Raw genomic sequence first — 26521 nt, forward strand, 5'->3', positions numbered from 1 at the left:
GTCATCGCCGACAAGGCCTTGTGAAAGATCTGCAGCAATGAAGCGTGGCGACCTCGACGATCTGGCCGCCTTCGCGGCGGTGGCCCGCGCGCGAAGCTTCACCCGTGCCGCGGCGGAACTCGGTCTCTCACCCTCCGCGCTCAGCCACGCGATGCGTAGTCTCGAGGCGCGGCTCGGTGTCCGCTTGCTCGCGCGCACCACGCGAAGCGTTGCTCCAACCGCTGCCGGGGAGCGCCTGCTAAGCTCGCTCGGCCCGGCTTTGCAGGAGGTGGCGCGAGGATTGTCCGCGCTGGCCGATTGGCGCGGCATACCCTCGGGCGCGATCCGATTGACCACCTTCGGCTATGCAGCGCGCACTGTGCTCGCGCCGATCTTGCCGCAATTCCTACGCGAGCATCCCGACATTTCGGTCGAGGTAATCGTCGAAGATCGGCTGGTCGATCTGGTGGCGGGTGGTTTCGATGGGGGTATCAGGCTGGGCGAAACCGTCGATCTCGACATGGTGGCGGTGCCGGTGGGCCCTGCGCTGCGCACGCTCGTGGTCGGAACACCGGGCTATTTCGAAGGCCGCTCGTTGCCTGCAGCCCCCGCCGATCTGGAGAACCACAATTGCATCAACTACCGGTTGCTCGGCGGCGGCGGCCTGCTGCCATGGGAGTTCGAGCGCGACGACCGCGAGATCAAATTCCGCCCGGGTGGGCAGCTGATCGTCAATGACGAGCTGCTGGCGGCGGCCGCGGTTCGTGCCGGCGCGGGCCTGGGCTATATGCTGGAGCACGACGTCGCCGAAGAGATTGCCAACGGCCAATTGATTCAGGTGCTCGACACCTGGTGCCCGCCGTTTCCGGGGTGCTACCTTTACTATCCGAGCCGACAGATCACGCCGGCGCTGCGCGTACTGGTCGACACGCTCCGGTGGACACCTACTGGCATGCCATGATCAAACAGCTGCGTTGACCCAGTTCCGGACTTTCGATGCCGACCGCGCAGTGCCGGAAACCAGACATTCGTCAATCACGACCTTGGAGTAGCGCCGGTGCCGACGCCGGAGACTAGTTTGTCGCAACATGCCGAAAACGATGCGGCAGTCATATCAATGAGGTGCCATACGTGTTGTACCGGTGCTCTCACAATGTCCGGATGATCGCCGAGAAGTCGAGACCCGCATTCCCGTTATCGGCAAAGCGTTGATACAGTTCGGCGGCCTTGGCCCCCATCGGCGTATCGGCGCCGGTATCGCTCGCAGCGGCGGCGGCGAGTTTCAGGTCCTTGAGCATCAGCGCGGTCGTGAAGGCGCCCTGATAGTCGTGATCGGCGGGCGTGTCTGGACCGACGCCGGGGACTGGGCAATAGCTCGTCATCGACCAGCTCTGGCCCGATGCGACGCTCGAAATGTCGTAGAAGGTCTGCGGGTCGAGTCCGAGCTGCTTGGCGAGCAGGAACGCCTCGCACGTCGCCACCATCGTCGCGCCGAGCAGCATGTTGTTGGCGATCTTGGCGGCCTGGCCGGTGCCGTTGGCGCCGGCGTGGATGACGGCCTTGCCCATCGCCGCGAGGATCGGCTGCGCCCGGCCGAATGCCTCGGCGCTGCCGCCGACCATGAAGGTCAGCGTGCCGGCATTGGCCGCGCCGATCCCGCCCGAGACGGGGGCGTCGACGGCGGTGAGGCCCTTGGCCTGCGCGGCTTCGGCGACGCGTTTGGCGGTGGCGACGTCGATGGTCGAGCAGTCGAGCAGCAGCGTGGGCGGGGCGACGTTGGCGGCGACGAGCTCGGCATAGACGGCTTCGACATGCGTGCCGGCGGGCAGCATCGTGACGATCGCCTCAGCGCCGTCGGCCGCCTCTGCGGCGGAAGCGACGGGCAGGCAGCCAGCGGCCTTGGCGCGGTCGAGTGCCTCTGCCGACAGGTCGAAGGCGCGGACGTCATGGCCGGCCTTGGCGAGGTTCGCGGCCATCCCGCCGCCCATGTTGCCGAGGCCGATGAAAGCGATGCGTGTCATGTTCTTCCTTCCTGCTCCGCTCCCGCGTGCGGGAGGGGCTGGGGGTGGGAGCGCGCTATCAGCGTCAGCTGTCGTCGAGAGCGCGCGCCCACCCCCGACCCCTCCCGCAAGCGGGAGGGGAGAAGAAGGCTACTTCCCCGTCCAGGTCCCTGCGCGCTTCTCGACGAACGCGCTCATTCCTTCGCTCTGGTCCTCGGTCCCGAACAGCGCGTGAAACAACCGCCGCTCGAACTGCACGCCCATCGCGAGGCTCGTCTCGAACGCCGCATTGACCATCTCCTTGTTCGCCAGCACCGCGAGCGGCGCCATCGCGGCGATCGTCGTCGCGGTCTTGACCGCTTTCTCGACCAGCTCGGCGGCGGGCACGACGCGCGAGACGAGCCCGGCGCGCTCGGCTTCGGCGGCGTCCATCATCCGGCCGGTGAGGCACATCTCCATCGCCTTGGCCTTGCCGACCGCGCGCGTGAGGCGCTGCGAACCGCCCATGCCGGGCGAGACCGCAAGCTTGATCTCGGGCTGGCCGAACTTGGCCGAGTCGGCGGCGAGGATGAAGTCGCACATCATCGCCAGCTCGCACCCGCCGCCGAGCGCATAGCCCGATACCGCCGCGATGACGGGCTTGCGCGTCTTGGTGAAACGATCCGAGCCGGCGAAGAAATCATGCGCGTACATGTCGGCGAAGCCTTGGCTCTGCATCTCCTTGATGTCGGCACCCGCAGCGAACGCCTTCTCGCTGCCGGTGATGACGGCGCAGCCCTGCGACGGATCGGCATCGAACGCCGCCATCGCCGCGAGAAGATCGGCGAGGATTTGGCTGTTGAGCGCATTGAGTGCCTGCGGGCGGTTGAGCGTCACGAGCGTCACGCGCCCGCGCTGTTCGACGAGGAGGGTTTCGTAGGTCATTTGTCTCTCCGTCGCCCCGGCGAAGGCCGGGGCCGTTAAGTGGTGCGCGCGACGCCTGCCGCGCGCGGATACAAAGCGGCCCCGGCCTGCGCCGGGGCGACGATCAGCCGGGCGTCCATTCGTCGGCCGCGGGCCGCGGCGCGAAGATCTGGTCGAGCACGTGCGAGCTCACGCCCTCGGGCGTCGCCGGGTCCCAGCGCGGGGCATTGTCCTTGTCGACGATCACGGCGCGGACGCCCTCGAGGAAATCATGCCGCTGCACGACATGCGCGCCGACGGCATATTCCTGGCGCATCTCGTCCTCGAAGGTCGACATCGTCGCGCCTTCGTGGAGCAGGCGGAGCGACACCTTCATCGTCTGCGGCGACTTGGTTTTGAGCGTCGCGAGCTGCTTGAGCGCCCACTCACCGCCATCCGCCTCGAGCGCGGCGTAGATGTCCTCGAGCACGTCCGAGGCGAACAGCCGGTCGATGTCGGCACGGTGCGCGAGGATCCGCGCTTCGGGTGGCGTCGTGGCCAGGTCCGCAAGCGTTGCCGCCAGCGTCGCAGGGTCAGCCGCGATCCGCGCCTTGGCGTCTTCGAGCGCGGCACTCGGCACATAATGCGTGGCGAGGCCCAGCGCGAGGCAATCCGCACCGTCGAGCCGGTGCCCGGTCAGCGCGAGATACTGGCCGATCCGCCCCGGCAGCCGCGACAGAAACCAGCCGCCGCCGACATCGGGGAACAGGCCGATCCCGGTCTCGGGCATCGCGAACTTGGTGTTCTCGGTCGCAACGCGGTGGTCGCATGGGCAAGCGAGCCCGACCCCGCCGCCCATCGTGATGCCGTCCATGAAGGCGACGGTCGGCTTGGCGTAGGTGAAGAGGCGGTGGTTGAGGCGGTATTCGGTGTGGAAGAAGCGCCGCGCCTCCGTGCCGTCGCCCGCGCCGCTCTCGGCAAGCATGCGGATGTCACCGCCCGCGCAGAAACCGCGGCCCTCGGCGTGATCGAGGAGGACGACTTCGACTGCGGGGTCGGTGCGCCAAGCGTCGAGCGCCTCGAGCATGGCTTCGCACATCGGCGTGGTCAGCGCGTTGAGCGGCTTGGGCCGGTTGAGGCGGATACGGGCGACCTTGCTCTCAATCTGGGTGAGAACGTCGCTCATATCCCCTCTCCCATCGGGAGCATTGGGTCGGTCATGCCCCCGGCATGACCTAAACAGCGCGGGGCGCTGTTTACCCGATGCTGGTGGCCGAGCGAAGCGACGTCGGGTGAGGGCAGCACACGCGCCCGATGGGCACTGCCCTCACCCTTCCCACTCGGCTGCGCCGAGCGGGCCCCTTCCCTCTCCCGATGGGAGAGGGAGTTGAGAGCACTCTCGCTCATTGCCGCGTCAATTCGCGACCGACGATCATCCGCATCACCTGGTTGGTGCCCTCGAGGATCGAATGGACGCGCAAGTCGCGCCAGAAGCGTTCGATCGGATAGTCCATCAGATAGCCGTACCCGCCGTGCAGCTGCAGCGCGCGGTCGGCGACGGCCGACCCGGTGTCGGTCGCGAGCCGCTTGGCCATCGCGGCGAACTTGGTCTTGTCGGGCGCGTTCGCGGTCACCTTCGCTGCCGCCATGTAGAGCAACGCGCGTGCCGCCTCCAAGTCGGTCGCCATGTCGGCGAGCATGAACTGCGTGTTCTGGAAATCGGCGATCGCGGTGCCGAACTGCTTGCGGTCGCGCGTATAGGCGATCGCCTCGTCAAGGCAGCGCTGCGCGCCCCCGAGCGAGCAAGCGCCGATGTTGAGGCGGCCGCCGTCAAGCCCCATCATCGCGATGCGAAAGCCCTCGCCGTCGCCGCCAACGAGGTTCTCGGCAGGAACGCGCACGCCGTCGAAAGTCACCTGCCGCGTCGGCTGCGAGTGCCAGCCGAGCTTACGCTCGTTCGCGCCAAAGCTGACGCCGGGCATGTCCTTCTCGATCACCAGGCACGAAATGCCCTTGGGGCCTTCGACGCCGGTGCGCACCATCGTGACATAGACTTCATTCTCGCCCGCGCCCGAAATGAACTGCTTCGAACCGGTAACGATGTAATCGTCGCCGTCACGCACCGCCTTGGTCTTGAGCGCCGCCGCGTCCGAGCCCGAGCCGGGTTCGGTCAGGCAATAGCTCGCGATCCGGTCCATCGTGACGAGCGAAGGGAGATATTTGTCCTTCACGCCTTGCGCTCCGAACCGGTCGATCATCCACGCCGCCATGTTGTGAATGCTGATGAACGCCGAGGTCGAGGGACAGCCATAGGCCATCGCCTCCATGATCAGCGCCGCCTCGAGCCGGCCGAGGTTGATGCCACCCGATTCCTCGGAGACGTAGATCGCGGCGAAACCGAGCTCGGCCGCGGCCTTGATCGTCTCGCGCGGGAAGATGTGTTTCTCGTCCCATTCCGCCGCGTGCGGGGTGATCCGATCGGCGGTGAACTTGCGCGCGAGATCCTGGATCTCGCGCTGGTCGTCCGTGAGGTCGAATTGGTCGGTCATAGCGCTATCCCATCGTCGGGATGACGAAGGCGTTGGCGCCGTCGCCCACCCCGCCATCGGGCCAGCGCTGCGTCACGGTCTTGACCTTGGTCCAGAACTTTACGCCTTCCATGCCGTGCTGGTTGGTGTCGCCGAACGCCGACCGCTTCCAACCGCCGAAGGTGTGATAGGCGACCGGCACCGGGATCGGCACGTTGATGCCGATCATCCCAACGTTCACACGTGCAGCGAATTCCCGCGCGGCGTGGCCGTTGCGCGTGAAGATCGCGACGCCGTTGCCATATTGATGCTCGCTCGGCAGGCGCAAAGCGTGCTCGAAATCGTCGGCGCGGACGATCTGGAGGACGGGGCCGAAAATCTCTTCCTTGTACGCCGACATCTCGGGCGTGACGTGATCGAACAGCGACGGCCCAATGAAGAAGCCCTTCTCATGCCCCTGCAGCTCGAAGCCGCGGCCATCGACGACGAGCTCGGCGCCTTCATCGACGCCGGTCTGGATCCACTGCTCGATCCGGCTGCGATGCGCGGCGTTGACCACCGGTCCGTAATGCGCGTCGTTGTCGGTAGAGACGCCGACGCGGAGCGCCGCGATCGCCGGGATCAGTTTCTCGCGCAACGCGATCGCGGTCTTCTCGCCGACCGGCACCACCACCGGCAGCGCCATGCAGCGTTCGCCCGCGCTGCCGAATGCCGCGCCCGACAGATCGGCGACGACCTGGTCGAGATCGGCATCAGGCATGACGATGCCGTGGTTCTTGGCGCCGCCCATCGCCTGGACGCGCTTGCCCGCCGCGACGCCGCGCTTGTAGACGTAATGCGCGATGTTGGACGAACCGACGAAGCTGACCGCGCTGATCGCGGGATGATCGAGGATCGCGTCGACCATTTCCTTGTCGCCGTGGACGACCTGGAGGATGCCCTCGGGCAGCCCCGCCTCGGCGAACAGCTCGGCGAGCCGGACCGGCACCGAGGGGTCGCGCTCGGAGGGCTTGAGCAGGAAGGCGTTGCCGGTCGCGATCGCGACGCCCGACATCCACAGCGGGATCATCGCCGGGAAGTTGAACGGGGTGATCCCAGCACCGATACCGAGCGGCTGGCGCATCGAATAGACGTCGATGCCGGGGCCCGCGCCCTGGGTGTATTCGCCCTTCAACACGTGCGGGATGCCGCAGCAGAATTCGATCACCTCGAGCCCGCGCTGGATGTCGCCCTTCGAATCGGCGATCACCTTGCCATGCTCGGACGAGAGCAGATGCGCGAGCTCGTCCATGTGCGCTTCGACCAGCGCCTTGAAGTTGAACATCACGCGCGCGCGACGCTGTGGGTTGGTCGCCGCCCAGCCCGGCTGCGCCTTCAGCGCGGCGGCGACCGCGGCGTCGAGCGTCGCCTGCGTGCCGAGGTTGACGCTCGCCTGGACGAGGCCGGTGTTGGGATCGAACACATCGCCGGTCCGCGCAGCGCCGCCGCCCGCCGCCGCACCGGTGTGGCCGACGATATGATGGTCGATGATCCGCATGGCACTCTCTCCGTCAATCGCGTGTTTGGATTGTTCTGGGTTCCCGACATCACCTAAGCAAGGCTTGGGAATGCAGGTGGAACCTGCAATACTGCAGGCCATGGATTGGGATGACCTGCGAATCTTCCTCGCCGTTGCGCGTACCGCGCAAATCGCTCGTGCCGCGCGACTGCTGAGGATCGACGCGACCACGGTCGCGCGTCGCGTCCGACGGCTCGAGGCCGCGCGGGGCGAGATCTTGTTCGAGCAGCATTCGGGCGGCCAGCGCTTGACCACCAGCGGCGCGCAGCTGCTCATGGTTGCCGAGGAGATCGAGCATCAGATCACCCGTCTTGCCCCGCAAGTAGAGAAATCGGGCCAAGTATCCGGCCTCGTCCGCGTCAGCGTCGCGGAAGGGTTCGGCACGTGGTTCGTCGCCGGCCATCTTGGTCGATTGTCTGCCGTCCACCCGGCGGTATCGGTCGACCTTGTCGCCAGCAGCGGCTTCCTAAGTCCATCAAAGCGCGAGACCGACGTAGCGATCCTGCTCGCGCGTCCGCGCAAAGGGCCGCTCGTCACGCGCAAACTCACTGACTATGGGCTGCGCGTTTACGCGTTGCGCGGATATCTCGCGGACCATCCCGTCGTCATGACGCCAGCCGATCTCGCGGACCACGCCTTGATCGGCTACATACCCGATTTCATCTACGCCCCGGAACTGGACTATCTCGAAGAGGTCGCCCCCGGGCTCCAGCCCAAGCTTCGCTCGTCGAGCATCAATGCCCAATACCGCCTCGTTCGCTCAGGGGCGGGAGTCGGCGTGCTGCCATGCTTCATCGGCTCGGCCGATCCGACGCTCACCGCGATCCTGCCGCAGATCTACATCAAGCGCTCGTTCTGGATCACCACCCATCGCGACACCCGAAACCTGCCGCCGATCCGCCACTTCGTCGACTGGTTGGTCGCATTGACGGGCGACCATACCGACCTGCTACACGGTTGAAGCCTGCCCGAACGGCGCGCCATCTCGACAGCACCAATCCGGGCCGATTTGGCCCGCACGCCGCGCGTTCTTGGCGATGGCGTCACATCGCCGCTATCCTGCTGCGGCGGCGTAGATCATACAGCGGGTTGATACGGGGATTCGAGTCCGCTCAGGATCATTTCGGCAAACACCTTGCCGATCTCGTCGGTCGAGCCGCCACGATCGGGCTTGTACCAGCGGTGCGACCAGTTGAGCATGCCAAGAATGCCATAGGCGACGATCCGCGGCTCGCCGACCCGGCGAAAGCTCTGGTCGGCATAGCCCTGCTGAATGATGTCGATCACCGATTGCTCGATGTTGCGGTTGAGCTGCCGCATATGCTGCGACCAGGTCGAGCGCGTGTCGCTGACATGCGCCAGATCCTCGCGGATGTAGATGTAGAGCAGCGGGTAGTTCGAGCCGTAGGAGTTCATCAGCGCGGTGATCAGTTCGCGCAGCTTGCGCGCGGGGCTGATCGGACTGTCGGCGATGCGGCGCGCGAGCTGGTCGTTGCTCTCGAGGACGGTGCGGACGATCTCGTCGAACATCTGCTCCTTCGACGAGAAATAATAATAGAGCGTCGCGCGGTCAACGCCGAGCTCGGCCGCGACCGCACTGACGCTCGCCGCATTGTAGCCCAGCCGATGAAACACGCGGATCGCCGCCTCGGAGATTTCCTGGCGCCGATTGTGATAGGATTCGCGCGGCTCCTTGCCCGCGGCGGACCGTCGCTTGCCGATCAACGATGGTTCTTTTGCCACGCTCATACCTCTCGATGCGCGACGGACCTAAGGGCTATCGGCGCGCTTGGCGAGGGGCAGCCGCGCTACCCGCGCGGCGCGCCCGCGACATAGAGCACCTGCCCCGTCACGAATCCCGACCGCTCGTCGGCGAAGAATGCGACCGCCTGCGCGATGTCGTCAGGCGCGCCGGGACGGCCGACATGGATGCCCGCCATCATTTCGGCGACCATGTCGTCGAACGGCATGTTCATCCGCGCCGCGACCGCGCGCGTCATGTCGGTGACGACGAAGCCCGGCGCGACCGCGTTGGCGGTGATGCCGTGCCGGCCGAGTTCGATCGCTAGCGTCCGCGTGATGCCCTGCACCCCGGCCTTCGCGGCCGCATAATTGGCCTCGCCCGCGACACCGAGCGCGGCGATGCTCGATAGATTGACAATCCGTCCCCAGCGCGCGGCGCGCATGTGCGGCTGCACCGCGCGACACATCAGGAAGACCGAGCGGAGGTTGACCGCCATCACCACCTCCCAATCGTCAAGCGACATCTTGGCGAGTGTCCGATCGCGCAGAATGCCGGCATTGTTAATCAGCACGGTCGGCGCGCCGAGCGTCTCGGCGACGCGCGCGACGCCTTCGACGACCGCGCTTTCGCTCGACACGTCGACCGCGAGCGCGAGCGCGCTGCGCCCCGTAGCCTCGATCGTGCGGACCGTCTCGGTGCAGGCGGCGACGTCGAGATCGAACACCGCGACATCATGCCCATCAGCTGCAAGGCGGACCGCGATCGCCGCGCCGATCCCGCGCGCGCCGCCGGTGACGATCGCGACCTTGCGGTCGGGGGCAGTGAAGATCGTCGTCATGGCAGCTCCAGGATTTGGCGGGCGTGTTCGCTGAGCAGGAATTTCCGCGCGCGCCCCGACGCCGTGGTCGGAATCGCCGCCGCCTCGACCAGCAGCACATGCCGCGGAACCTTGTAGCGCGCGAGGCGGCCGGCGATGAGGTGCTGCAGCGCCGACGGGTCGAGCGTGACGCCCGGCCGAGCGACAACGAACGCGACCCCCACCTCGCCCATCCGTTCGTCGGGAACCGGCACGACATGCGCCTGCGCGACATCGGGGTGCGTCGTCAGCACATCCTCGATCTCGGTCGGGAGCACCTGTTCGCCGCCGCAGCGGTACGATTCCTTGGTCCGGCCGAGCAGCATGATATAGCCGTCGTCATCGATCCGGCCGAGATCGCCAGTGCGGAACCACCCCTCGGCGTCGAACGCGGCGGCGGTCGCCTCTGCCTTTTTGTAATAGCCGGGCGTCACGCCATAGCCCTTGGCGACGAGTTCGCCGGTCGCGCCATTGGCCAGGGGCTCGCCCGTCGCGGGATCGACGACGCGGTAGGTGACGAGCCGCCCGCCATTGGCGGGATCGCCGGCGATGCCGACGTCGCGTTGCCGCCCGTTGGTCGTCAGCAAACGCTCGACGGGATCGTCGGGCCGGGTGACCGTGGTCGATGCGGTCGTCTCGGTCATGCCGTAGCCGGTGGTGATCTCGCGCACGCGCAGCGTTTCGCGAAGGCCCTGCCATACGCGTTCGGGCGCGCGCCCGCCCGACGCCAGCACCGCGTGCCAGCTCGACAGGTCGTATGCCGTCGTCTCGGCCGCATCGAGCACCGCGAGCGACATCGCCGGAATCAGCAGCGCGTCGCTGGCCCGGTGCCGCGCAATGCCGTCGAGCGTCGCCGCCGCATCGAAGCGCAGCTGCGGCACGATCGCGCCGCCGACGAACGGCACCGCGAGCAGGCCTTCGACATAGCCGAACACATGGTACATCGGCAGCGAGAACAGGATGCGGCGGCCATCTTCGAATGCGCGCGCATAGGCGCTTCCATAGGCTGTGCGCATGAGCATGTCGTGCGTCAGCAACACGCCCTTAGGCGGGCCGGTCGTGCCTGAGGTGTAGATGATGTCGCACACCGCATCGGGCGCGACCGCAGACGCCACCCACGCGGCGTTGGCGTCGAGCGACGCCAGGGTCGGTACGCCGTCGCGCGGTGGCGCTTCGCCGGTCGGCAGCACGACGACATTGCGCAGCCTAGGCAGGCCGTCGCCACCACCCCTCGTCTCCCATCGCGGCGCGATCTCGTCGAGCATCGCAAGATAGTCCACCCCGCGGAACCGATCCATCGTGACGAGCAGCACCGAATCCGACTGGTCGAGCAGATAGCGGAGTTCGTCGCGCCGATTGAGGATGTTGATCGGCACGCACACCGCGCCGATCCGCGACACGGCATATTTGATCGCGACGAATTCGGGATAGTTCGCCAGCACCAGCGCCACCGTCTCGCCAGGCGTCACGCCAAGCGCCACCAGCCCGGCCGCCAGCCGCTTCGACCAGTCGGCCAACTCGGCATAGGTCCAGCTGCGCGCGTCGGTGATCACGAACGGGCGGTCGGGGGTCGCGCCGGCGGCGGCGTCGAGCACGCCGTGCAGCGTCTGCGGCTCCCACACGGGCAGCGCGCGCCGCAATGCCTGCTGCCGATCCGCGACCGATCCCATCATCTCCTGCACACCTCGCCATGACCGGTCCGCGCACCGCACGATGCCCCTCGGCCGGATAGGAATCATTGGCCGACCGGAGCCGACACCCGAAGCTAATCCACGGCCGCCGCAATCGTCAATGCATCCGTGGAAAAGCTGGCAAGAAATCGCGACGCTTGTCGCGCATTCCCAAGGCACGCCCTCTCCACACACCCGTTGACGAAATTGTCGGAATGAGAGATTATAGCTGCACAGGAGAGGTCCATGACAACGTTGGTTGACGCATTGGTGGTCGGTGCCGGTTTCGCCGGATTGCGCACGCTGCATACGCTGCGCGCGCAGGGTTTCTCGGTCGTCGTGCTCGAAGCGGGCGAGGCGATCGGCGGCGTGTGGCAGTTCAACCAATATCCCGGCGCGCGCTGCGACGTCGAGAGTTACGACTATTCCTACCGCTTCTCGCCCGAGCTCGAACAGGAATGGCGCTGGAGCGAGCGGTACGCGACGCAGCCCGAAATCCTGCGGTACATCAACCATGTCGCCGACCGCTTCGACTTGCGTCGCGACATCGAACTGAACACGCGGATGGAACGCGCGATCTTCGACGAGGCGACCGCGCGCTGGACCGTCGAGGCAAGCGACGGCCGACGCTGGAACGCGGAAAAGCTGATCCTCGCGGTCGGCCAATTGTCGACGCCCAAGGCTACGCGCTATCCGGGGCAGGACGATTTCGCGGGGCGCATCATCAGCAGCGCCCGCTGGCCCAGGGACCCGGTCGATTTCGCCGGCAAGCGCGTCGCGATCATCGGCACCGGGTCATCGGGGGTGCAGATGACGCCGGTGATCGCCAAGGAAGCGGCGCACCTCACCGTCTTCCAGCGCACCGCGAATTACTCGATCCCCGCCGCCAACGCCCCCGTCACCGACGCCGAGGACAGTGCCGTGAAAGCGGACTATCCGGCGCGACGCGAGGCGGCGCGCAATTCGCCGAGCGGGCTCGGCTTCGTCCCCGACACGCGCGCCGCGATCGACGTGCCCGAAGACGAGCGCACCGCCGCGTTCGAGGCGGCGTGGAACCGGCTCGGTTTCGGCTTCGCGCTGACCTTCAAGGACATCCTGCTCGATCAGCGATCGAACGACACCGCCTCCGCCTTCATCCGCGCCAAGATCGCCGAACAGGTCGACGATCCCGCCGTGCGCGCCAAGCTGACCCCCGGCGACTTCCCGTTCGGAACGCGTCGCCCATCGGTCGACAGCGGCTATTTCACCGCGTTCAACCGCCCGAACGTCGCGCTCGTCGACATCAGCGAGACCCCGATCGAGCGCTTCACCGAGGGCGGGATCAAAACCAGCGCTGCCGAATATCCGTTCGATATCGTGATCTACGCGACCGGGTTCGATGCCTTCACCGGGTCGCTGCTCAAGCCCGAGATCGTCGGCCGCGGCGGGCGCACACTGCGCGAGGCGTGGGCGGCGGGGCCGACCAGCTTTCTCGGGATCGGCGTCAATGGCTTCCCCAACATGTTCGTGATCGTCGGGCCGGGCAGCCCGTCGCTGCTCAGCAATGTCCTGCTGTCGACCGAGGAACAGGTCGACTGGCTCGCGACGCTGTTCGAGCGCTGCCGCGCCGACGCGATTAACGAGATCGAGGCGACCGCGGCGGCGGAACGCGACTGGGTCGCGCACGTGAACGAGAAGGCGCGCGAGACGCTCTATCTGAAGACCCCGTCTTATTACATGGGCGCCGAAATGCCCGGCAAGCCGCAGGTGTTCATGCCCTATTCGGGTGGGGTCCGCGGGTATCGCCGTATCCTCGAACGCACCGCCGCCAGCGGATATGAAGGGCTGACGCTGCGCACCGTCGCGCAGCATGCCGATGCCTGACGACCGGCCCGATCGCGCGTTCGACGCGCTGCTCGGCGATCCGCGGATGGCGCTCCGCCGCCCCCCGCCGCACGTCGCGCTCGCCGATCTGCGGCGTGCCGCCAATGCGTTTCAGGCGGCCGCGCCGAGGCCGCCCATCGCGGCGGTGATCGATGCGGTCGTGCCTGGGCCGGGCGGCCCGATCCCGGTGCGGCTCTATCTTCCAGCGCCCGCCAGCAGCGGCGCGATCCTGTTCTGCCACGGCGGCGGATTTGTGTTCGGCAATCTCGAAACGCACGATGCGATGTGCCGGACGCTCGCCACTGCCAGCGGGCGCGTGGTCGTCGCAGTCGACTACCGGCTCGCGCCCGAACACCCCTTCCCCGCCGCGCGCGACGATGCCGCGGCGGTGCTCGCCTGGCTGCGGCGGGGGGAAGCGTCGGTCGACCTCGCACCGGGGCGCGTCGCCGTGGTCGGCGACAGCGCCGGCGGCCATATCGCGCTCGGCATCGCGCTGCGCTGCCGCGACGCTGGCATTGCACTCGATCATATCGGCCTGCTCTATCCGCTGCTCGATCCGGCCTGTAACAGCGCTTCGGCGGTTGCGTTCGCCGACGGCTATATGCTGACCGCCTCGTTCCTCGACTATGCCTGGGCCGCCTATCGCGGCGATGGCGCGGCGGGTCCGTCGTTCGATCTCACGCTGGCCGATCTCGGCGGTCTGCCCGCGACCACCATCGTCACGGCGCAGTTTGACCCGTTGCGCGACGAGGGCGAGGCGCTCGCCCGCAAGATGCAGGCCGCGGATGGCGATATCGTGCTGCAGCATTATGCGGGGATGATCCACGGCTTCGCCGGATTGCCGCAGATGACGCCCGTCGCCGACGAAGCGATCGCGTTTATCGCGAGGCGGATCAGCGCGCTTGGGAGCGGAAGCGCGGTCTGGCCAGGGAGCGCCGTCAAGCCTTAAGGATAACCGAGCCCCCGTTCGCCCCGAGCCCGAGCACCGCGGACATGCCGACGCGCGCACCCTCGACCTGATGCCCCTCGGCCTGCCCGCGCAACTGCCACGACAGTTCGCAGATCTGCAGGACAGCCTGCGCGGTGGTCGCCTCGCCGAACGACAGGAAGCCGCCGCTCGGGTTGATCGGGAGTTTCCCGCCGATCCCGAGTTCGCCCTGCGCGAGCATCCAGTCGCCCTTGCCCGGCTCGTAAAAGCCGAACTGCTCGGGCCAGGCGAGAATATGCCAGGCGGTGTTGTCCGCCATCTCGAGCACATCGACGTCGCCGGGGCCGATCCCGGCCATTTCGCACGCGCGCGCGACCGCATTGCCGACCTCGCTGGTGTGCGTCACGCCGTCCCGCACCGTCGCGGCGATCGTCGGGATGCGGCGCGCGGGGTCGCCGAAGCTCCCCGTCGCGATCGCGCATCCGGCCACTTCGACCGCCGAGCGCCCACTCCGCTTCATCCACGCTTCGCTGCCGAGGATGATCGCCGCCGCACCATCGCTGACCGGGCAGATCTGGAGCAGATGCAGCGGATCGGCGACCATCGCCGAGGCGAGCACTTCGTCGACGCTCGTCTCGGTGCGGAACCGCGCAAGGCGATTGCCCGCCGCGTTCCGGCGCATCAGCACCGCGGCGCGCGCGAGCGTCTCCTCGGTGGTGCCGAGCTCGTGCATCCGCCGGCGCGCTTCGATCGCCCAATAGGCGGGATTGGTCGCGCCCATCGCCACCCAGCGCAGATAGTCGCTGTCGGTGATATCGTCCTGACTGCCCGGCGGGCGCGGGATGAAGCCCTTGGGCATGCGCTCGGCGCCGATCACGCACACGACGTCGCGCTCGCCGCTCGCGATCATTGCGTGCGCGGTGTGAAACGCGATCGCGCCCGCGGCACAGGCACCGCCGACATTGACGCACGGAATGCCCTGCTCGGCGACGGCCTGGACGATCTCATTGGCATGGAGGCCCCAGCCCATCCCGCCCTCGAAGCGCGAGCTCGCCGCGACCAGCCCCTGCACGTCGGGCCAGGCGAGCTTGGCATCGGCGAGCGCGAGATCGATCGCCTCGAGCGCGAGCTGCAATTGGGTCTTCTCGGGCCATTTGCCCCAGGGATGCGCGCCTGCGCCGAGCACATAGACCGGCTGCGTCATGCCGCCGCCTCCGGCGCAAAGGCGTAGGTCAGGACGGGGCCACGCTCCGCATCGCGATACAGCGGTTGCGCCACCAGCCGGACGCGCGTGCCGATCGCGATCGCATCGAGCGCGAACCCTGACAGCATTCCCATCACCTCGACCTCGTCGCCCAATCCCACCAACCCGATCGCATAAGGCTGCCAATCGTCGATGCGGAACAGCGGCGGGGGGCGATACCGCTGCACGGTATAGCTCAGCAGCGCCCCGTGCGTCGGCAATATCGCGCGCTCGATCGCCTTCTCGCGGCATTGCGGGTTCCGGCAGCTCGGCGCCTGCGGGAAATAGAGCGTCCCGCAGGAGGTGCACCGCGTCCCGATCAGCCGCGGCGCGCCTTCGTCGAGATCAAACAGCCCGTCGGCGACCATGCTCCCGCCCGCGCTGCTCACAGCGACAGGATATCCCGCGTCTCTCGGAAATAGAGCGTGCCGTCGGCGACATCCTCGACCGTCACCGTATGGCGGACATAGCGGCGATCGCGCTTCACAAATTTATCGGTCGCACGCGTCGTGATCCGCACCGTCGCGCCGACCGGGATCGGCGCCAGGATCTCGGAATCGTGGTTGGTGTGGATCGAACCGATCGCGAACGGCTTGGTATGATCGAACTGGACCGACAGCACGAAATGCGAGACCAGCAAGGGTGGGACGATCGCTTCGCCGAACGGCGATTCGCCGGGGATCGTCCAACTGTTCATCCGCCAGCCTTCGTACCACGGATTAAAATCCTCGACACCGTCGGCGTACAGGATCACCAGTTCGGGGCTGATCGTCAGCTCGCGCGAAAGTTCGTCGCCGATCGCGACCATATCCCAATAGGTCACCGCGCCGGCCTCGAGCCCGTCGATGAAATCACGCGTCTGCACGATCTGGACCGGTGACATCGGCCGCAATTGATCGGTGCTCATGCCGCGCCTCCCGTTACATCCACATCGACCTCGACGAACCCGACGGTCTTCTTCTCGCCTGCTTCATTGTCAGCCCAGACGTCGACGACGAAGCGGAAGCCGCTCCCCTTGGCGATCTTTTCGCGGACGACGCCGTGCGTGGTGACGACTTCGTTCGCCAGCGTCGATGCGATATATTTGCAGACGATTCTCGCGCCGCTGAACATCGCCGCTCCGAAATGATTGACGCACATCTCGGCAATATAGGCCGACGACATCTCGCCAGTCTGGATCGGCGCTTTGAGCCCGGTCGCTTCGGCATAGACCGGATCCCAATGGTTGGGGTTGAACCGCCCCCACAGGCGTGACCCCATCAGCTGGATCGCCGCCTTCTTCTTAATCGGTTGCAGCTCGTACCCGATCGGCGTGTCGCGCGTGATCACCAGATCCGTCATCGTCATCAGAACTTCCCCGAAAGCTGCAGCGCGACTTCACGCCCGCGCGCGACGACGCCGCGCTGCTCGCTGATCGCGCCTGGGACGCTCGCGCCCCCGGTGCGGTCTGCGGCGTAGAGCAGATAATATTTGTTGGTGAGGTTGCGGCCGATTACCGACACTGCCCAGCGATCGTCGATCTGCGCGATCCGCGCGCTCGCGTTGAAGCGCCACAGCGCGCGTTGGAAGGTCGAGGGCGCCATGGTTTCCGCGGCGTAGTAGCTGCCGCTGTAGACCGCGTCTCCCGTCACCGTCAGCTTGTAATCGCCGACCGGGATCGCGAGTTCGACGCCGCCATTACCCGCCCAGTCGGGCGAGCGGGCGGGGGCACGGCCGCCGAAATCCTGCTGGAGTGTAAGCGTCGTCGCATTGACGAACGAACAATTGGCGGGCGCGGTCGCGGTCGCGCGCACCGTTCCCGTCGGGAAGGCATAGCCGTAGCATTGCCCGACGAAATTGCGGAAGCGGTTGTGCGTATAGGCGACCGCGCCGTGCAGCGTCAGCGCTTGCACGGGCGAATAATGCACCTCCGCCTCGGCACCGCGCTGACGGACTTCGCCGGCGTTGTTGATGGTATAGGCGACGCGCGCGGGGTCGTAGGTATTAACTTGGAGATCGGTAAACTTATAGGCGAAGGCCGCGACGTTGAGGCGCAACCTTCCATTCAGGAACAGCCCCTTGGCACCCACCTCGAACCCGCGCGCCTTTTCGGAATCGAAGTCGGTGTCGCCGATCCGCGTCCCGGTCTGGAGCGGGCTGGTGACGCCGAAACCGCCCGATTTGAACCCCGTCTTATAGGCGATGAACAGCGTCTTGCGGCTGTCGGGACGCCAGGTCAGGGTGGCTTCGGGCGAGACGTTGCTGTCGGCGAAGCGCCCTTGCAGGAAGCCGATCTGGTTCGACCCCGAGTACACCGTGTTCGCGGTGTTGAAGGTTCCGATGCCGTAGAGGTTTTCCTTGCTGAACTGCTTGCGCTCGCGCGTGTAGCGCGCGCCGCCGGCGATCTCGATCGTCGGGATCGGCTTCACCATCAGCTGCGCGAAGGCCGACAGCGTGTTGCCGGTCTGCAGGCTCAGATCCTCATAGCTCGAATAGCGATTGGCCGCGGCATTGTAGTTTCCGTCGTTGAGCTTGGTGTCGTTGTTGTCGTGCAACCGCGCGGTCTGATAGAAACCGCCGACCATGAAGTTGAACGGGCCCTGTAGGTCGCTGGTAACGCGCAGCTCCTGCGAGAATTGTTCGGCGCGCTGTTCGTTGAAGAAGGCGAGCTGCGAGTAGCTCGTCTGGTCGAGCCCCGAGAAGAAGCGGTATTTGGTGTAATTGTAACCCGTGGTCGAATCGATCGAGACGGCGCCGATCTTCCAGCCGAGATTGATCGCCTCCGTCAGCACGGTGAGCTTGCCATAGGGCGATCCGTCGGCGGTTCCGCCGCGCATCGTCGTCGAGATCGCGGCGGGTAGGTTGCCGATCGTCGTGCGGTTGTCGATCACGCAATCGGCCGCCGGATCGGCGATGCCGTACATGCGCGGGTTGGGGCCGGTGCACGGGCCGATATTCTGCGTCGCGGTGCCCGGGCCGGCGTCCTTGTTGCGCGCGAAGAAAGACTTGATCCGGAAGGTGAAATTGTCGGTCGGCTCGCCCTTGAGCGTCAGTCGTGCGAGGAACTCCTCGTCGCCAGGCCGCGGATCGGTCGTGCCCGGCAGCTGCGCCGCGCCGGCCGGTGCCCCGGTCGCGGCGCGGTAGAAGGGGTTGGCGATCGGCTGCGCGGTGTTGCGCAGCCAGCCGTCGAGGTTGCGGTAGCGCACCGCCAGACGCGCGCCGAAGCGGTCGGACAGCGGCCCCGACACCGCCACGTCGGTCGTCGTCTCGTCGCCGACAAATTCGTACGCAGTGCGCCCGCTGATCTCCAACCGATCTGTCGGATCGGCGGTGGAGATCGAAATTACGCCTGCTGTGTTGTTCTTGCCGAACAGCAGCGCCTGCGGCCCTTTCAGCACTTCGACCTGCTGCACGTCGAAGATGCCGAGCTGCGCGATCCGGCCGTCGCTCGTCTGGACACCGTCGAGCGCGACCGACACCGCCTGCTCGAAGCCCGCCTGGTTCGCTGGCGAGCTGATCCCACGGATCGCGATCGAGCCGCCGCCGTTAGACTTGTATGCGCCGACGATCACCGTCGGCGTCAGCTCGCCGATCTTGCTCAGATCCGTGGCGTTGTTGTTGGCGATTTGCGTCTGACCGATGACCGATACGACAACGGGCACGCCGTTGAGCGTCTCGCTCCGACGCCGCGCGGTCACGACGATATCGCCAGTCGCAGCGGCCTCCGCTTGCGCCTCGGCTTCGGACCCTGCGGGGGCCGTCGACGGTGTCGTAGGGCTAGTTGGCATCGTCGGCTCGGTCTGCGCCGCCGCCGGGAGCGCGATCAGCGCCAGCCCCGAAATTCCACTTGCCAGCATCGCCCTGATTGCCGGGCCCCGCTTCACCGTGCCGCGCATTGTCAGCCTCCTGTTAGCATCCTCGCCGCGCCGCCCTCGTTGGGGCGGTCGCTCATAGGAAACTGACCGAGGCTTTCAGGTTTGTCAATGCATGTGTTGACACATGGCGCATTGCGGACTGCAGTGCTGATTGGAGTGTAGGGGCGCGGCGCTCGCGTTAGTGCAGGCGCAAGCTTTTTGAAGAACGCCGATTTCGTTAAGGGGATTTTGTTATAATGCCGCGACGGGTATCAGCATGAAATCTTTGGGGTAGCAGATCGGCGATATCGGAAACACGAATGAGATAATAAATTCGCCTAAATATCTCTGAATGAAGGTTTTATACGTCGAACGACCGCGGCGGAGCCGCAGATGTCATAGTCGGATTCTAACTTTCAATACGGTGCTAAAAACAGCATCTTGTTGCATTCCGCAGGATACGGCCTGGGAGAGCGTATCTCGGCCGAACCGGTTGCCAATTTTGCTCCGAAACAAAGGCATGCAGCCATCGATATATAAGGAGAAATTAAGGCGTGATCTTCAGAACGTCAACGACCACGTAGATCGCTCACAAAAGACGCAACTGCTGTCCCTTTCATAGCAGACCGCGCGGCGGTAGCGCGCCATCTGCACTGCGTTACGCATGCGTTTTCGGTCGTCGAGATCCTTGCGCCGCTTTGATCGTCCCACGCTTTGGTATCAGAAAGCCGCGCCCTTACGCTGCAATGCTCCAGCTTTTTCGCCTTCGCGACAAAGCTACGGTCGACGCAGCACCCCACACCGTTCTTTGCGCCCTCGGCGCATCGTTGCCGACCGCGACGGTTGTCGTGGACCGGTCGGCAATGCTCTTTCCCCACACGGCGGCTCTGATCGTCGAGATTGCCTTAGCGATCGCTGCGAAGTGGCGCGGAAACATCAGTAGCGCGCCCGTCATGACTGCTTTTCGAACCATCGCCGTTCGCGCGACATAAACGCTAGCTGGGGCAAAGCCGCTGCAATGATGCGGTTGAACGAATGTCTGCTATGTCGAATTGCCGCTCGAAAGCGGCCGCGCCGTTTTCCACCCTAATCACCGGAAAATCAGACGGTCTCCTCCGGCGATTCTGCGTCGGCAGGCTTCGGAATGAACCGATAGACAGTGCCTCTGGAAATCCCGAGCTGCCGTGCGATATGCGCAGGCTTCACGCAATCCGCAGCGAGCCTGCGCACGGTCTCTGGATCGATGCGTGCTTTGCCTCCTTTATACACCCCCCTCGCCTTCGCCGCTTCTATGCCTTCTATCTGACGTTCTTTGCGAAGGTTCGTCTCGAACTCGGCGAATACGCCGAGCATATCGAGAAACGCCTTCCCAGCAGCGGTGCTGGTATCGATTGGCTGCTCTGTCGCTTTCAGGGCGACTCCCCTCCCCTTCAGTTCATGGACGATCTCCTGCAGATCCTTCGTTGATCGAGCCAGCCTGTCGATGCGCGTGACAACCAGTGTGTCGCCTTCACGAAAGAAGTCGAGCAAGACCTGCAGTTCGGTCCGAGAGCCGCGGTCCAACCCAGACTTCTTCTCGGCCCGGATCGTCTGGCAACCGGCAGCGCGCAACGCCGCTTCCTGGATGCCAAGGTCCTGATCGGAGGTAGATACACGCGCGTAGCCAAAAAGTGACATTTGGACTCCCTCTGTTCGATCAGGCTCTCGACCGTCGGCGCGGAGTGTTCAATGTCCCTGATAATAACCCTGATTGAACGCAGGGACCGTATCAAGCTGTGCGGTCTGTCAGGGTATACCCCTGTGAAACCGCGCGCCGCGTCTTGTTCATTCGATGCAGCCGTTAAAATAGGAGAGTGGGCGCTGGGGTGATCGCCCCCCATCGGCGTCTTGCCAGTATCGATGCCAAGGAGCTTGGATGCCGGAAGCCGCTGTCACGCGATTGATCGCCACTCGCTACGACGTTGTGCGTCGGAGCGAGTGTCACCCATCCAGAACGGCTCGCGTTTTCCGACGCGAAAAGCGAAAGACACCGATGAACTTGATTTTGTCACGCGCCGATTGTCGCGCCAACGCGCGGGCTGAGGCGCGCGCACTGCTCTGCAAGATTGACGCTCAGTTGGCGCACGCCTAAGCATGACACTTGCCCATGCGATCGGACGACAACTGGAACATCCCCGCGGGATTGGAGGATGGTTGACCGGTCATGCGATGCGCGTCGTCAACGCGCGTCCAACCGCACTGACGATCGACGCATTGGCGGTGCAAGCCGGAGGCATCGTCCTCGACATGGGGTGCGGTACCGGCGACGCGCTTGAAGCGCTTGCGCGCAAGGCGGGCTCTGGCGTTGTCTACGCGCTTGACCAATCCGACGCTATGTTGGCTGTTGCCCGCAAGCGGCACGCACGTCGCATTCGAGCCGGCTCGATCGTGCTAAATTACGGTGACTTCGCTGCGTTGCCTTTTGCCGACGCCAGCTTCGATCGGGTGCTCGCTTCGAACGTGATCTATTTCTGGCAAAACCCCTATGCGGTGCTGGTCGAAATCCTGCGCGTGCTCAAACCCGCGGGTCGCTTGTCGATTTATGCCACCGACGGCACCGACATGGCAAAATGGTCGTTCGTGAAACACGGTACACACATCTTGTACACCGCAGCCGCGCTCGATGGGCTCATGGCAACCGCCCCTGATAGCGCCAATTTCCGCCAGCAGCGCGTGTCCGTCGGATTGGGGGTTCACGGTCTCATTGCTACGCTCGATTGGTCGGCCGCATGAGGCAACCGCTGCAATTCTGGCTCTATGTCGGCCTCGGCATGATCCTGATCATTTCCTCGGTCGTGCGTTTGCCCTTTATCCGCGCCAATCACTGATCGTGGCGGCGCCCACTAGGAAATCCAATGTACCAAGCGTTCCTTCGCCGGTATCTCGATGTGCTCGCATCGATCTACATCTATAACGAGCATCGTGGCTACACGAGTATCGATCGTGTCCTGGAAGCAGTCCAGGTGCGGTGCCCCGACGATGCCGTCTTTATCGCGGCGGTCCGGAAACATCGTGCGGATGAGCGCAAGCACTATGTCATGTTCAAGCGCTGGTTCGAATTGCGCGGATCGATGCCGCTGAAGGTCGATCGTGCGTGCGGCCATATCGACCGTTTCGTCGAGATCGTATTCGGCTCGACGATCGACGCGCTCGACACAGACGCCGTTATAGCAAGCGACGCAATGTTCGAGCGACTCTGCAGGGTGATAATGCTGACCGAAATGAGGGGCATGCGACAGGTAGCCACCTTGCTCAAGTCACCGCTGCTACGCTCCGATCCCGTGCTGGTGAAGATTTTCAGGATTGTCGAGCGCGACGAGCCGAGCCACTGGCAGCCCTATCAGGCGTGGCTGACCCGGACGAACCGGGCACAGGCTAAATGGTATGAGCGGCTCACGGATTTCTGGATTCATCGCGAGTTGCTGTTCATCAAACTGCCGCTGGTGTTTCTCAATCCTTGGCTGCCGCGACGCCGAGACTGGGCCGATGCCGATGAGCAGGAGCCGAGTCCCAAGCCACTGATTGCGGTCTAGCGTCTGCTGGCGGCGAGCGCATCGAGCGCGATAAGAATCGTGTCTGCCGCGGCGTCAGCACCTTTTTCCTCTGCCATCGTCACAGCCACGCGCTCTGCGGTTTCGCGGTAGAAGCCTTGATTGAGTAGGCGGGCGATCAGCTTAGTCGCGCGGCGGACGGTGAAGTGACGTGCCTTGAGCCGCAATCCAGCACCCATGCGCATGACGCGATAGGCGTGATCATACTGATCCCCCATGTGAGGAACCACAAGTTGCGGCTTTCCCGCGCGCAGGGCTTGACCCGTGGTCCCGACGCCTCCGTGCTGAATGATCACCGCGGCATGCGGAAAAATCAGCGAGTGTTGGGCATATCCTGCTCGGAGGATATCGCCGTCAATACTCGGTTCGGCAGTTCCGCCCACCAGCAGGATCGCCCGCATGTTGAGCGCCCGCGCGACGTCGCTTGCCTTGTTGTAAAAACTGCGGGCACCCTCGACCGCGAAGGTGCCGAGCGTGAAGATTAGTGGAGCAGGCCCGGCTTCAAGAAACGCTACGATTGCAGGATGGAGCGCGCCTCGGCTGCTACTTCCCTGATCGAACATCGGGAACCCGACGATCCTGGTCGTCTGCGTGGCATCGGCTGGCAATGCGCCCAGTTGCAACGAGTAGCACCCAAGCCGAAGTAGGGCGGTCGGCGGCGGGTCGAGGAGATTGGCGGCACCGGCAGGCGGCAGCCCGTGTTCGACCCGGACCCGGTCGATCCGCCTGCCATATAAACGATTGACCAAGCGTCGGAGCGCGCCAAAGACGACGCGATTCCACGCCGCGCTGATCGCAGTCACCGGCGCCCCCACCATCATCCAGAAATCAGGCGTTCGCGGTGGATCCCAGGGAGACAGCATCGCCATGGGTTGCAGTATGACGGAAACCAGCGGCAGGCGGTGCTTCTCGGCCACGATTGGGGCCGCGAAGACGAAAATCGAGGCGACGATCGCCTCGGCATCCGCAGCCATCGCTTCTAGCGCCATGGTACATTCGGACAGGCCAGGAAGCAGCACGCGCTCGAGCATCACACGTTGATTGCTCATGATGCGGCGCACCGCTTCTTCGGGGCTCAGCCCCATCTGAGCACAGATTTCATCGAAGCTCGTCAGAACGCCGACCGCTTCAAGACCTGCTCGTACGCACTTCTGCACATGATCCTTTGGCACTGCCAAAACGGGAGTGATGCCTCGGTCCCTCAGCGCCAGAGCGATCGCGATGAACGGATGCAGGTCGCCGAGCGTGCCAGCAGTCGTGAGAATGACCTTACGCATAGACTAACCGCTCGCCCAATAATCTCCTCTCGGTAGGTAAGATAAGGGCTTGCCGCGCATCCAACGAGAAGCCTGAGCGTTCTGACAATAACATCATGAGGGAAACACCATGCGCATCTTGATCCTTGTTGCACTCGTGCCGCTGTCGCTCGCATCAGGCTGTGCGAAGCCACTAGGTCCGAACGCGTTTTTGACGAAGGCAATTTAGGGCGAAAATTCGGAAATGACACTTGGTGCTCTTGCCGCAAGCAAAGGCGGATCAGCAGTCGCCGATTATGGTCGGGCTCTGGTGACCGGACATACCAAGGGCCGAGCCGATGCTGTGGCTGTCGCGCAACATTACGGCCTGACACCACCCACAGACGTTTTGCCGGAAGCGAGCAAGGAGGAGGCGAAGCTGAAGGGGCTCAGCGGCGTCGACTTCGACAAAGAATTCGTCAGCTACATGATCGGTGATCACGAAAGCGACATTTCCGACTTCAAGAAAGAAGCTGAAAGCGACGCCCCGGCCGACGTAAAAATGTTGGCAACAAACACGCTGCCGGTTTTGCAGAAGCATCTCGATATGGCAAAACGCCTGACCTGAAGGAATCGGTTTTTTGAGACCCACCAGCGCTCGCGATATCGCAGCGCTGGTGGGTTTTAGATTATACATTGAACGATCGGGTTGGAACGCGAACCACAATAGCACCCGGACCGGCCGCTCGTCCGCGTCCGCGATTGCGCATGGCTTGGCCGCCAGCTGTCCGGCCGCTTTTGAGACGGATCTGGCTCCAGCATGGTTTTGGACAAGAAAATCTGGTTATTGGCCGCCAGGTACACCCCCTGCAAATATTCCAAGTCTTCCCCTTTTCGAAGTCATGATTCAGATGGGGAGGTGAGACTGCGAGAACACCCTTCCCCTTCGTCAGCACTAATCATGATCATCTTCGCCCTTTGCCTGTCAATGGCACAAACTTCACCCCACCCAGCGATCGTGTTTCGATCCCGCCGGAGCGCGATCTGGTGACGACGGTCAGAAGCTCGCACTCAGGCGAAGCTCCGAGCGGCATTATCAATCGCCCCTGTGGCGCGAGCTGCTCCAGCAACGGGCCGGGAACGCATGCTGCGGCCGCCGCGACGATGATAGCATCGAACGGAGCACGGTCAGGCGCACCGGTGAAGCCATCACCCTTTCTAACTTCAACGTTTAGGTATCCACAATCGCGCAAACGGTCGCGCGCGACCTGGGCAAAAACCGGAAGGATCTCGATTGTTATGACTGTCTCGGCGATCAACGACAGGATGGCGGCCTGATAGCCCGAGCCGGTCCCGATATCGAGGACGTTGGCATTGCAGGGCAGGTCGGCCGCGAGGGTCATTATCGCGACGAGATGCGGGTTGGAGATGGTCTGGTCGCAACCAATGTCCAGCGATGTCGGCAGGTAGGCGAATTCCGGCACTTCTGGATGGACGAAGAGCTCGCGCGGCACCGAGCTCATTGCGCCTAGGACCCGCTCGAGCTTCGAGGGATCGGCGGTCGCATCGTACTCAAGGATGCTTTGTCGGATCGCCGCAATCAGCGAAATTCGCTGGTCGCTGAATCCGGGTGGTTGATTTGCAAGTAAATCCATCAGGTAGTGCGTTCCTGGGCTCGCCCAAGTCTTATGCCCGAATTCTGCGAATTTCCCTTGGATCTGGCTCGTCACGGGCGCCGCCGCCTCTCTTGCTGCGAAAGCCGGGGCAAGCTGTCTCCAAAGGTTTAGCCATTCGGCTAGCGACGTTTCCCCATGTCCCCTAATTCCATCATCGGCCGCTGATGAGATTTTAGACGTTTCGCGTATCGCCATCTTGTCCCCCTTATCGGACAAGACGTCACCAAACCGATGCGCCCCAGTTCGCCGTCTCTGATCTGCTCTCGTAGTCAGGCGCGATAAACTACTTTCGGTGCCCATTAGCCCGTGGCGGGGGCGGTTCGTAAAAATTGGCAGTTACCCGGTCGCCAAGGCGCCTATGCAGGGAAACAGTATTGCCGTCCTTCAGCCATACCTCGATATTCCTCCCTCCGGATCGATCCAGAATGCGACAGTCAGGGTGCTCTTTCCGCGTCCCAGACCGGTCGTTCATTCACGTTGCGATCTCAGCTTGAATCCGCGCAAGCTGTCTCGCTTTTGCGGGCAGCGCTCGAGAACAGCCGATCCATCAGATGCCGGAACTAATTACCTAAGAGTCTGCGCGGCGCCCCAACCGGATCGAGAGCATTTCAATCGCTCGCGATCTGCTGAAAGCGCATCACTGATTATCAAGCGTCGATATTGCGGCGGAAGATCTTGGGCAGGACCAAGACCCCAATCACCATCGTGCCAGCCGCCACCACCCCGGGGTACCAAAGCCCGCAATAGATGTTGCCGTTGCCTGCGACGATCGCCAGCAACACCCCGCCCGACCAGCCGTTCCCGATGCGATAGGGCAGCGACATCGAAGTGTAAGGGATGCGGCTGGGGAACATTTCCACAAGCGCGACCGCGATCCTGACGTCATCGTTTGGTTGGGTTGACCAGCGTTCACGATGTCGCGAGCGCCGGCAGACC

General features: G+C 64.5%; 23 protein-coding genes and 1 pseudogene. 7 read left to right on the forward strand and 17 right to left on the reverse strand.

Going from position 1 to position 26521, the window contains the following annotated elements; translation table 11 throughout:
- The first annotated feature begins 37 nt into the window (after positions 1-37).
- On the forward strand, positions 38-940 hold the full coding sequence (locus tag E2E30_RS13010; protein ID WP_133190454.1) for a LysR family transcriptional regulator: 903 nt from the start codon (positions 38-40) through the stop codon (positions 938-940).
- Positions 941-1127: 187 nt separating this feature from the next.
- Here the strand turns inward: E2E30_RS13010 and mmsB are convergent, their stop codons facing one another.
- From mmsB to E2E30_RS13035, 5 genes are all read right to left on the reverse strand, one after another.
- Positions 1128-2000 carry a 3-hydroxyisobutyrate dehydrogenase gene (mmsB, locus tag E2E30_RS13015; protein WP_133190456.1) on the reverse strand — a complete coding sequence of 291 codons (873 nt, stop codon included), beginning with the start codon at positions 1998-2000 and terminating at the stop codon, positions 1128-1130.
- A 129-nt stretch (positions 2001-2129) separates the two neighbouring features.
- A complete protein-coding gene (locus E2E30_RS13020) occupies positions 2130-2903 on the reverse strand; it encodes an enoyl-CoA hydratase (RefSeq protein ID WP_133190458.1) in 774 nt (257 codons plus the stop codon).
- A gap of 103 nt (positions 2904-3006) precedes the next feature.
- The gene (locus E2E30_RS13025) at positions 3007-4047 is read right to left on the reverse strand and encodes an enoyl-CoA hydratase/isomerase family protein (RefSeq protein WP_133190460.1); all 1041 of its coding nucleotides are present in this window, start codon (positions 4045-4047) and stop codon (positions 3007-3009) included.
- 217 nt (positions 4048-4264) lie between these two features.
- The gene (locus tag E2E30_RS13030; protein ID WP_133190462.1) at positions 4265-5410 is read right to left on the reverse strand and encodes an acyl-CoA dehydrogenase family protein; all 1146 of its coding nucleotides are present in this window, start codon (positions 5408-5410) and stop codon (positions 4265-4267) included.
- Positions 5411-5414: 4 nt separating this feature from the next.
- Entirely contained in the window at positions 5415-6926 is a 1512-nt protein-coding gene (locus tag E2E30_RS13035; RefSeq protein WP_133190464.1) for a CoA-acylating methylmalonate-semialdehyde dehydrogenase, read from the reverse strand.
- Between E2E30_RS13035 and E2E30_RS13040 the strand changes: the two genes are divergently transcribed.
- Positions 6916-7908, forward strand: coding sequence for a LysR family transcriptional regulator (locus E2E30_RS13040; protein ID WP_335925399.1), 993 nt, complete (start codon positions 6916-6918; stop codon positions 7906-7908). The genes E2E30_RS13035 and E2E30_RS13040 overlap by 11 nt on opposite strands.
- A gap of 116 nt (positions 7909-8024) precedes the next feature.
- Here E2E30_RS13040 and E2E30_RS13045 read toward each other — a convergent pair whose 3' ends face one another.
- The 3 genes from E2E30_RS13045 to E2E30_RS13055 all read right to left on the reverse strand — a co-directional run bounded on the left by E2E30_RS13045 (position 8025) and on the right by E2E30_RS13055 (position 11217).
- Positions 8025-8690, reverse strand: a complete 666-nt coding sequence (locus E2E30_RS13045) for a TetR/AcrR family transcriptional regulator (protein ID WP_206365581.1) — start codon at positions 8688-8690, stop codon at positions 8025-8027.
- Between the two features lie 65 nt (positions 8691-8755).
- The gene (locus E2E30_RS13050; RefSeq protein ID WP_133190468.1) at positions 8756-9529 is read right to left on the reverse strand and encodes an SDR family oxidoreductase; all 774 of its coding nucleotides are present in this window, start codon (positions 9527-9529) and stop codon (positions 8756-8758) included.
- Positions 9526-11217, reverse strand: a complete 1692-nt coding sequence (locus E2E30_RS13055) for an AMP-binding protein (protein WP_133192089.1) — start codon at positions 11215-11217, stop codon at positions 9526-9528. Before E2E30_RS13055 ends, E2E30_RS13050 begins: the two co-directional genes overlap by 4 nt.
- Positions 11218-11463: 246 nt before the next feature.
- Between E2E30_RS13055 and E2E30_RS13060 the strand changes: the two genes are divergently transcribed.
- On the forward strand, positions 11464-13080 hold the full coding sequence (locus tag E2E30_RS13060) for a flavin-containing monooxygenase (RefSeq protein ID WP_133190470.1): 1617 nt from the start codon (positions 11464-11466) through the stop codon (positions 13078-13080).
- Positions 13073-14029: an alpha/beta hydrolase gene (locus E2E30_RS13065; protein WP_206365582.1), complete on the forward strand. Its 957-nt coding sequence runs from the start codon at positions 13073-13075 to the stop codon at positions 14027-14029. The genes E2E30_RS13060 and E2E30_RS13065 overlap by 8 nt, the downstream gene beginning before the upstream one ends.
- Here the strand turns inward: E2E30_RS13065 and E2E30_RS13070 are convergent.
- From E2E30_RS13070 to E2E30_RS13095, 6 genes are all read right to left on the reverse strand, one after another.
- Entirely contained in the window at positions 14019-15212 is a 1194-nt protein-coding gene (locus E2E30_RS13070; protein ID WP_133190474.1) for a lipid-transfer protein, read from the reverse strand. The two genes, E2E30_RS13065 and E2E30_RS13070, sit on opposite strands and share 11 nt — an antisense overlap.
- Positions 15209-15640 carry a Zn-ribbon domain-containing OB-fold protein gene (locus E2E30_RS13075; protein WP_133190476.1) on the reverse strand — a complete coding sequence of 144 codons (432 nt, stop codon included), beginning with the start codon at positions 15638-15640 and terminating at the stop codon, positions 15209-15211. The genes E2E30_RS13070 and E2E30_RS13075 overlap by 4 nt, the downstream gene beginning before the upstream one ends.
- Entirely contained in the window at positions 15637-16158 is a 522-nt protein-coding gene (locus E2E30_RS13080; RefSeq protein WP_133190478.1) for a MaoC family dehydratase, read from the reverse strand. The genes E2E30_RS13075 and E2E30_RS13080 overlap by 4 nt, the downstream gene beginning before the upstream one ends.
- A complete protein-coding gene (locus E2E30_RS13085; RefSeq protein ID WP_133190480.1) occupies positions 16155-16598 on the reverse strand; it encodes a MaoC family dehydratase in 444 nt (147 codons plus the stop codon). Before E2E30_RS13085 ends, E2E30_RS13080 begins: the two co-directional genes overlap by 4 nt.
- On the reverse strand, positions 16598-19126 hold the full coding sequence (locus E2E30_RS13090; RefSeq protein ID WP_133190482.1) for a TonB-dependent receptor: 2529 nt from the start codon (positions 19124-19126) through the stop codon (positions 16598-16600). Before E2E30_RS13090 ends, E2E30_RS13085 begins: the two co-directional genes overlap by 1 nt.
- Positions 19127-20185: 1059 nt before the next feature.
- Positions 20186-20761, reverse strand: coding sequence for a recombinase family protein (locus E2E30_RS13095; protein ID WP_133190484.1), 576 nt, complete (start codon positions 20759-20761; stop codon positions 20186-20188).
- A 456-nt stretch (positions 20762-21217) separates the two neighbouring features.
- Between E2E30_RS13095 and E2E30_RS13100 the strand changes: the two genes are divergently transcribed.
- A complete protein-coding gene (locus E2E30_RS13100) occupies positions 21218-21856 on the forward strand; it encodes a class I SAM-dependent methyltransferase (protein ID WP_133190486.1) in 639 nt (212 codons plus the stop codon).
- A 122-nt stretch (positions 21857-21978) separates the two neighbouring features.
- On the forward strand, positions 21979-22656 hold the full coding sequence (locus tag E2E30_RS13105) for a ferritin-like domain-containing protein (RefSeq protein ID WP_133190488.1): 678 nt from the start codon (positions 21979-21981) through the stop codon (positions 22654-22656).
- On the opposite strand, the gene E2E30_RS13110 is transcribed toward E2E30_RS13105, so the two are convergent.
- On the reverse strand, positions 22653-23951 hold the full coding sequence (locus E2E30_RS13110; protein WP_133190490.1) for a glycosyltransferase: 1299 nt from the start codon (positions 23949-23951) through the stop codon (positions 22653-22655). The genes E2E30_RS13105 and E2E30_RS13110 overlap by 4 nt on opposite strands.
- A gap of 223 nt (positions 23952-24174) precedes the next feature.
- Between E2E30_RS13110 and E2E30_RS13115 the strand changes: the two genes are divergently transcribed.
- A complete protein-coding gene (locus tag E2E30_RS13115; RefSeq protein WP_133190492.1) occupies positions 24175-24537 on the forward strand; it encodes a DUF4142 domain-containing protein in 363 nt (120 codons plus the stop codon).
- A 337-nt stretch (positions 24538-24874) separates the two neighbouring features.
- Here E2E30_RS13115 and E2E30_RS13120 read toward each other — a convergent pair whose 3' ends face one another.
- Positions 24875-25639: a protein-L-isoaspartate(D-aspartate) O-methyltransferase gene (locus E2E30_RS13120; RefSeq protein ID WP_165954517.1), complete on the reverse strand. Its 765-nt coding sequence runs from the start codon at positions 25637-25639 to the stop codon at positions 24875-24877.
- A 593-nt stretch (positions 25640-26232) separates the two neighbouring features.
- Positions 26233-26460, reverse strand: a pseudogene (locus tag E2E30_RS13125) (MFS transporter); the annotation flags it as partial.
- Between the last annotated feature and the right edge of the window lie 61 nt (positions 26461-26521).

Source organism: Sphingomonas sp. AAP5, from assembly GCF_004354345.1.
GTDB lineage: Bacteria > Pseudomonadota > Alphaproteobacteria > Sphingomonadales > Sphingomonadaceae > Sphingomonas > Sphingomonas glacialis.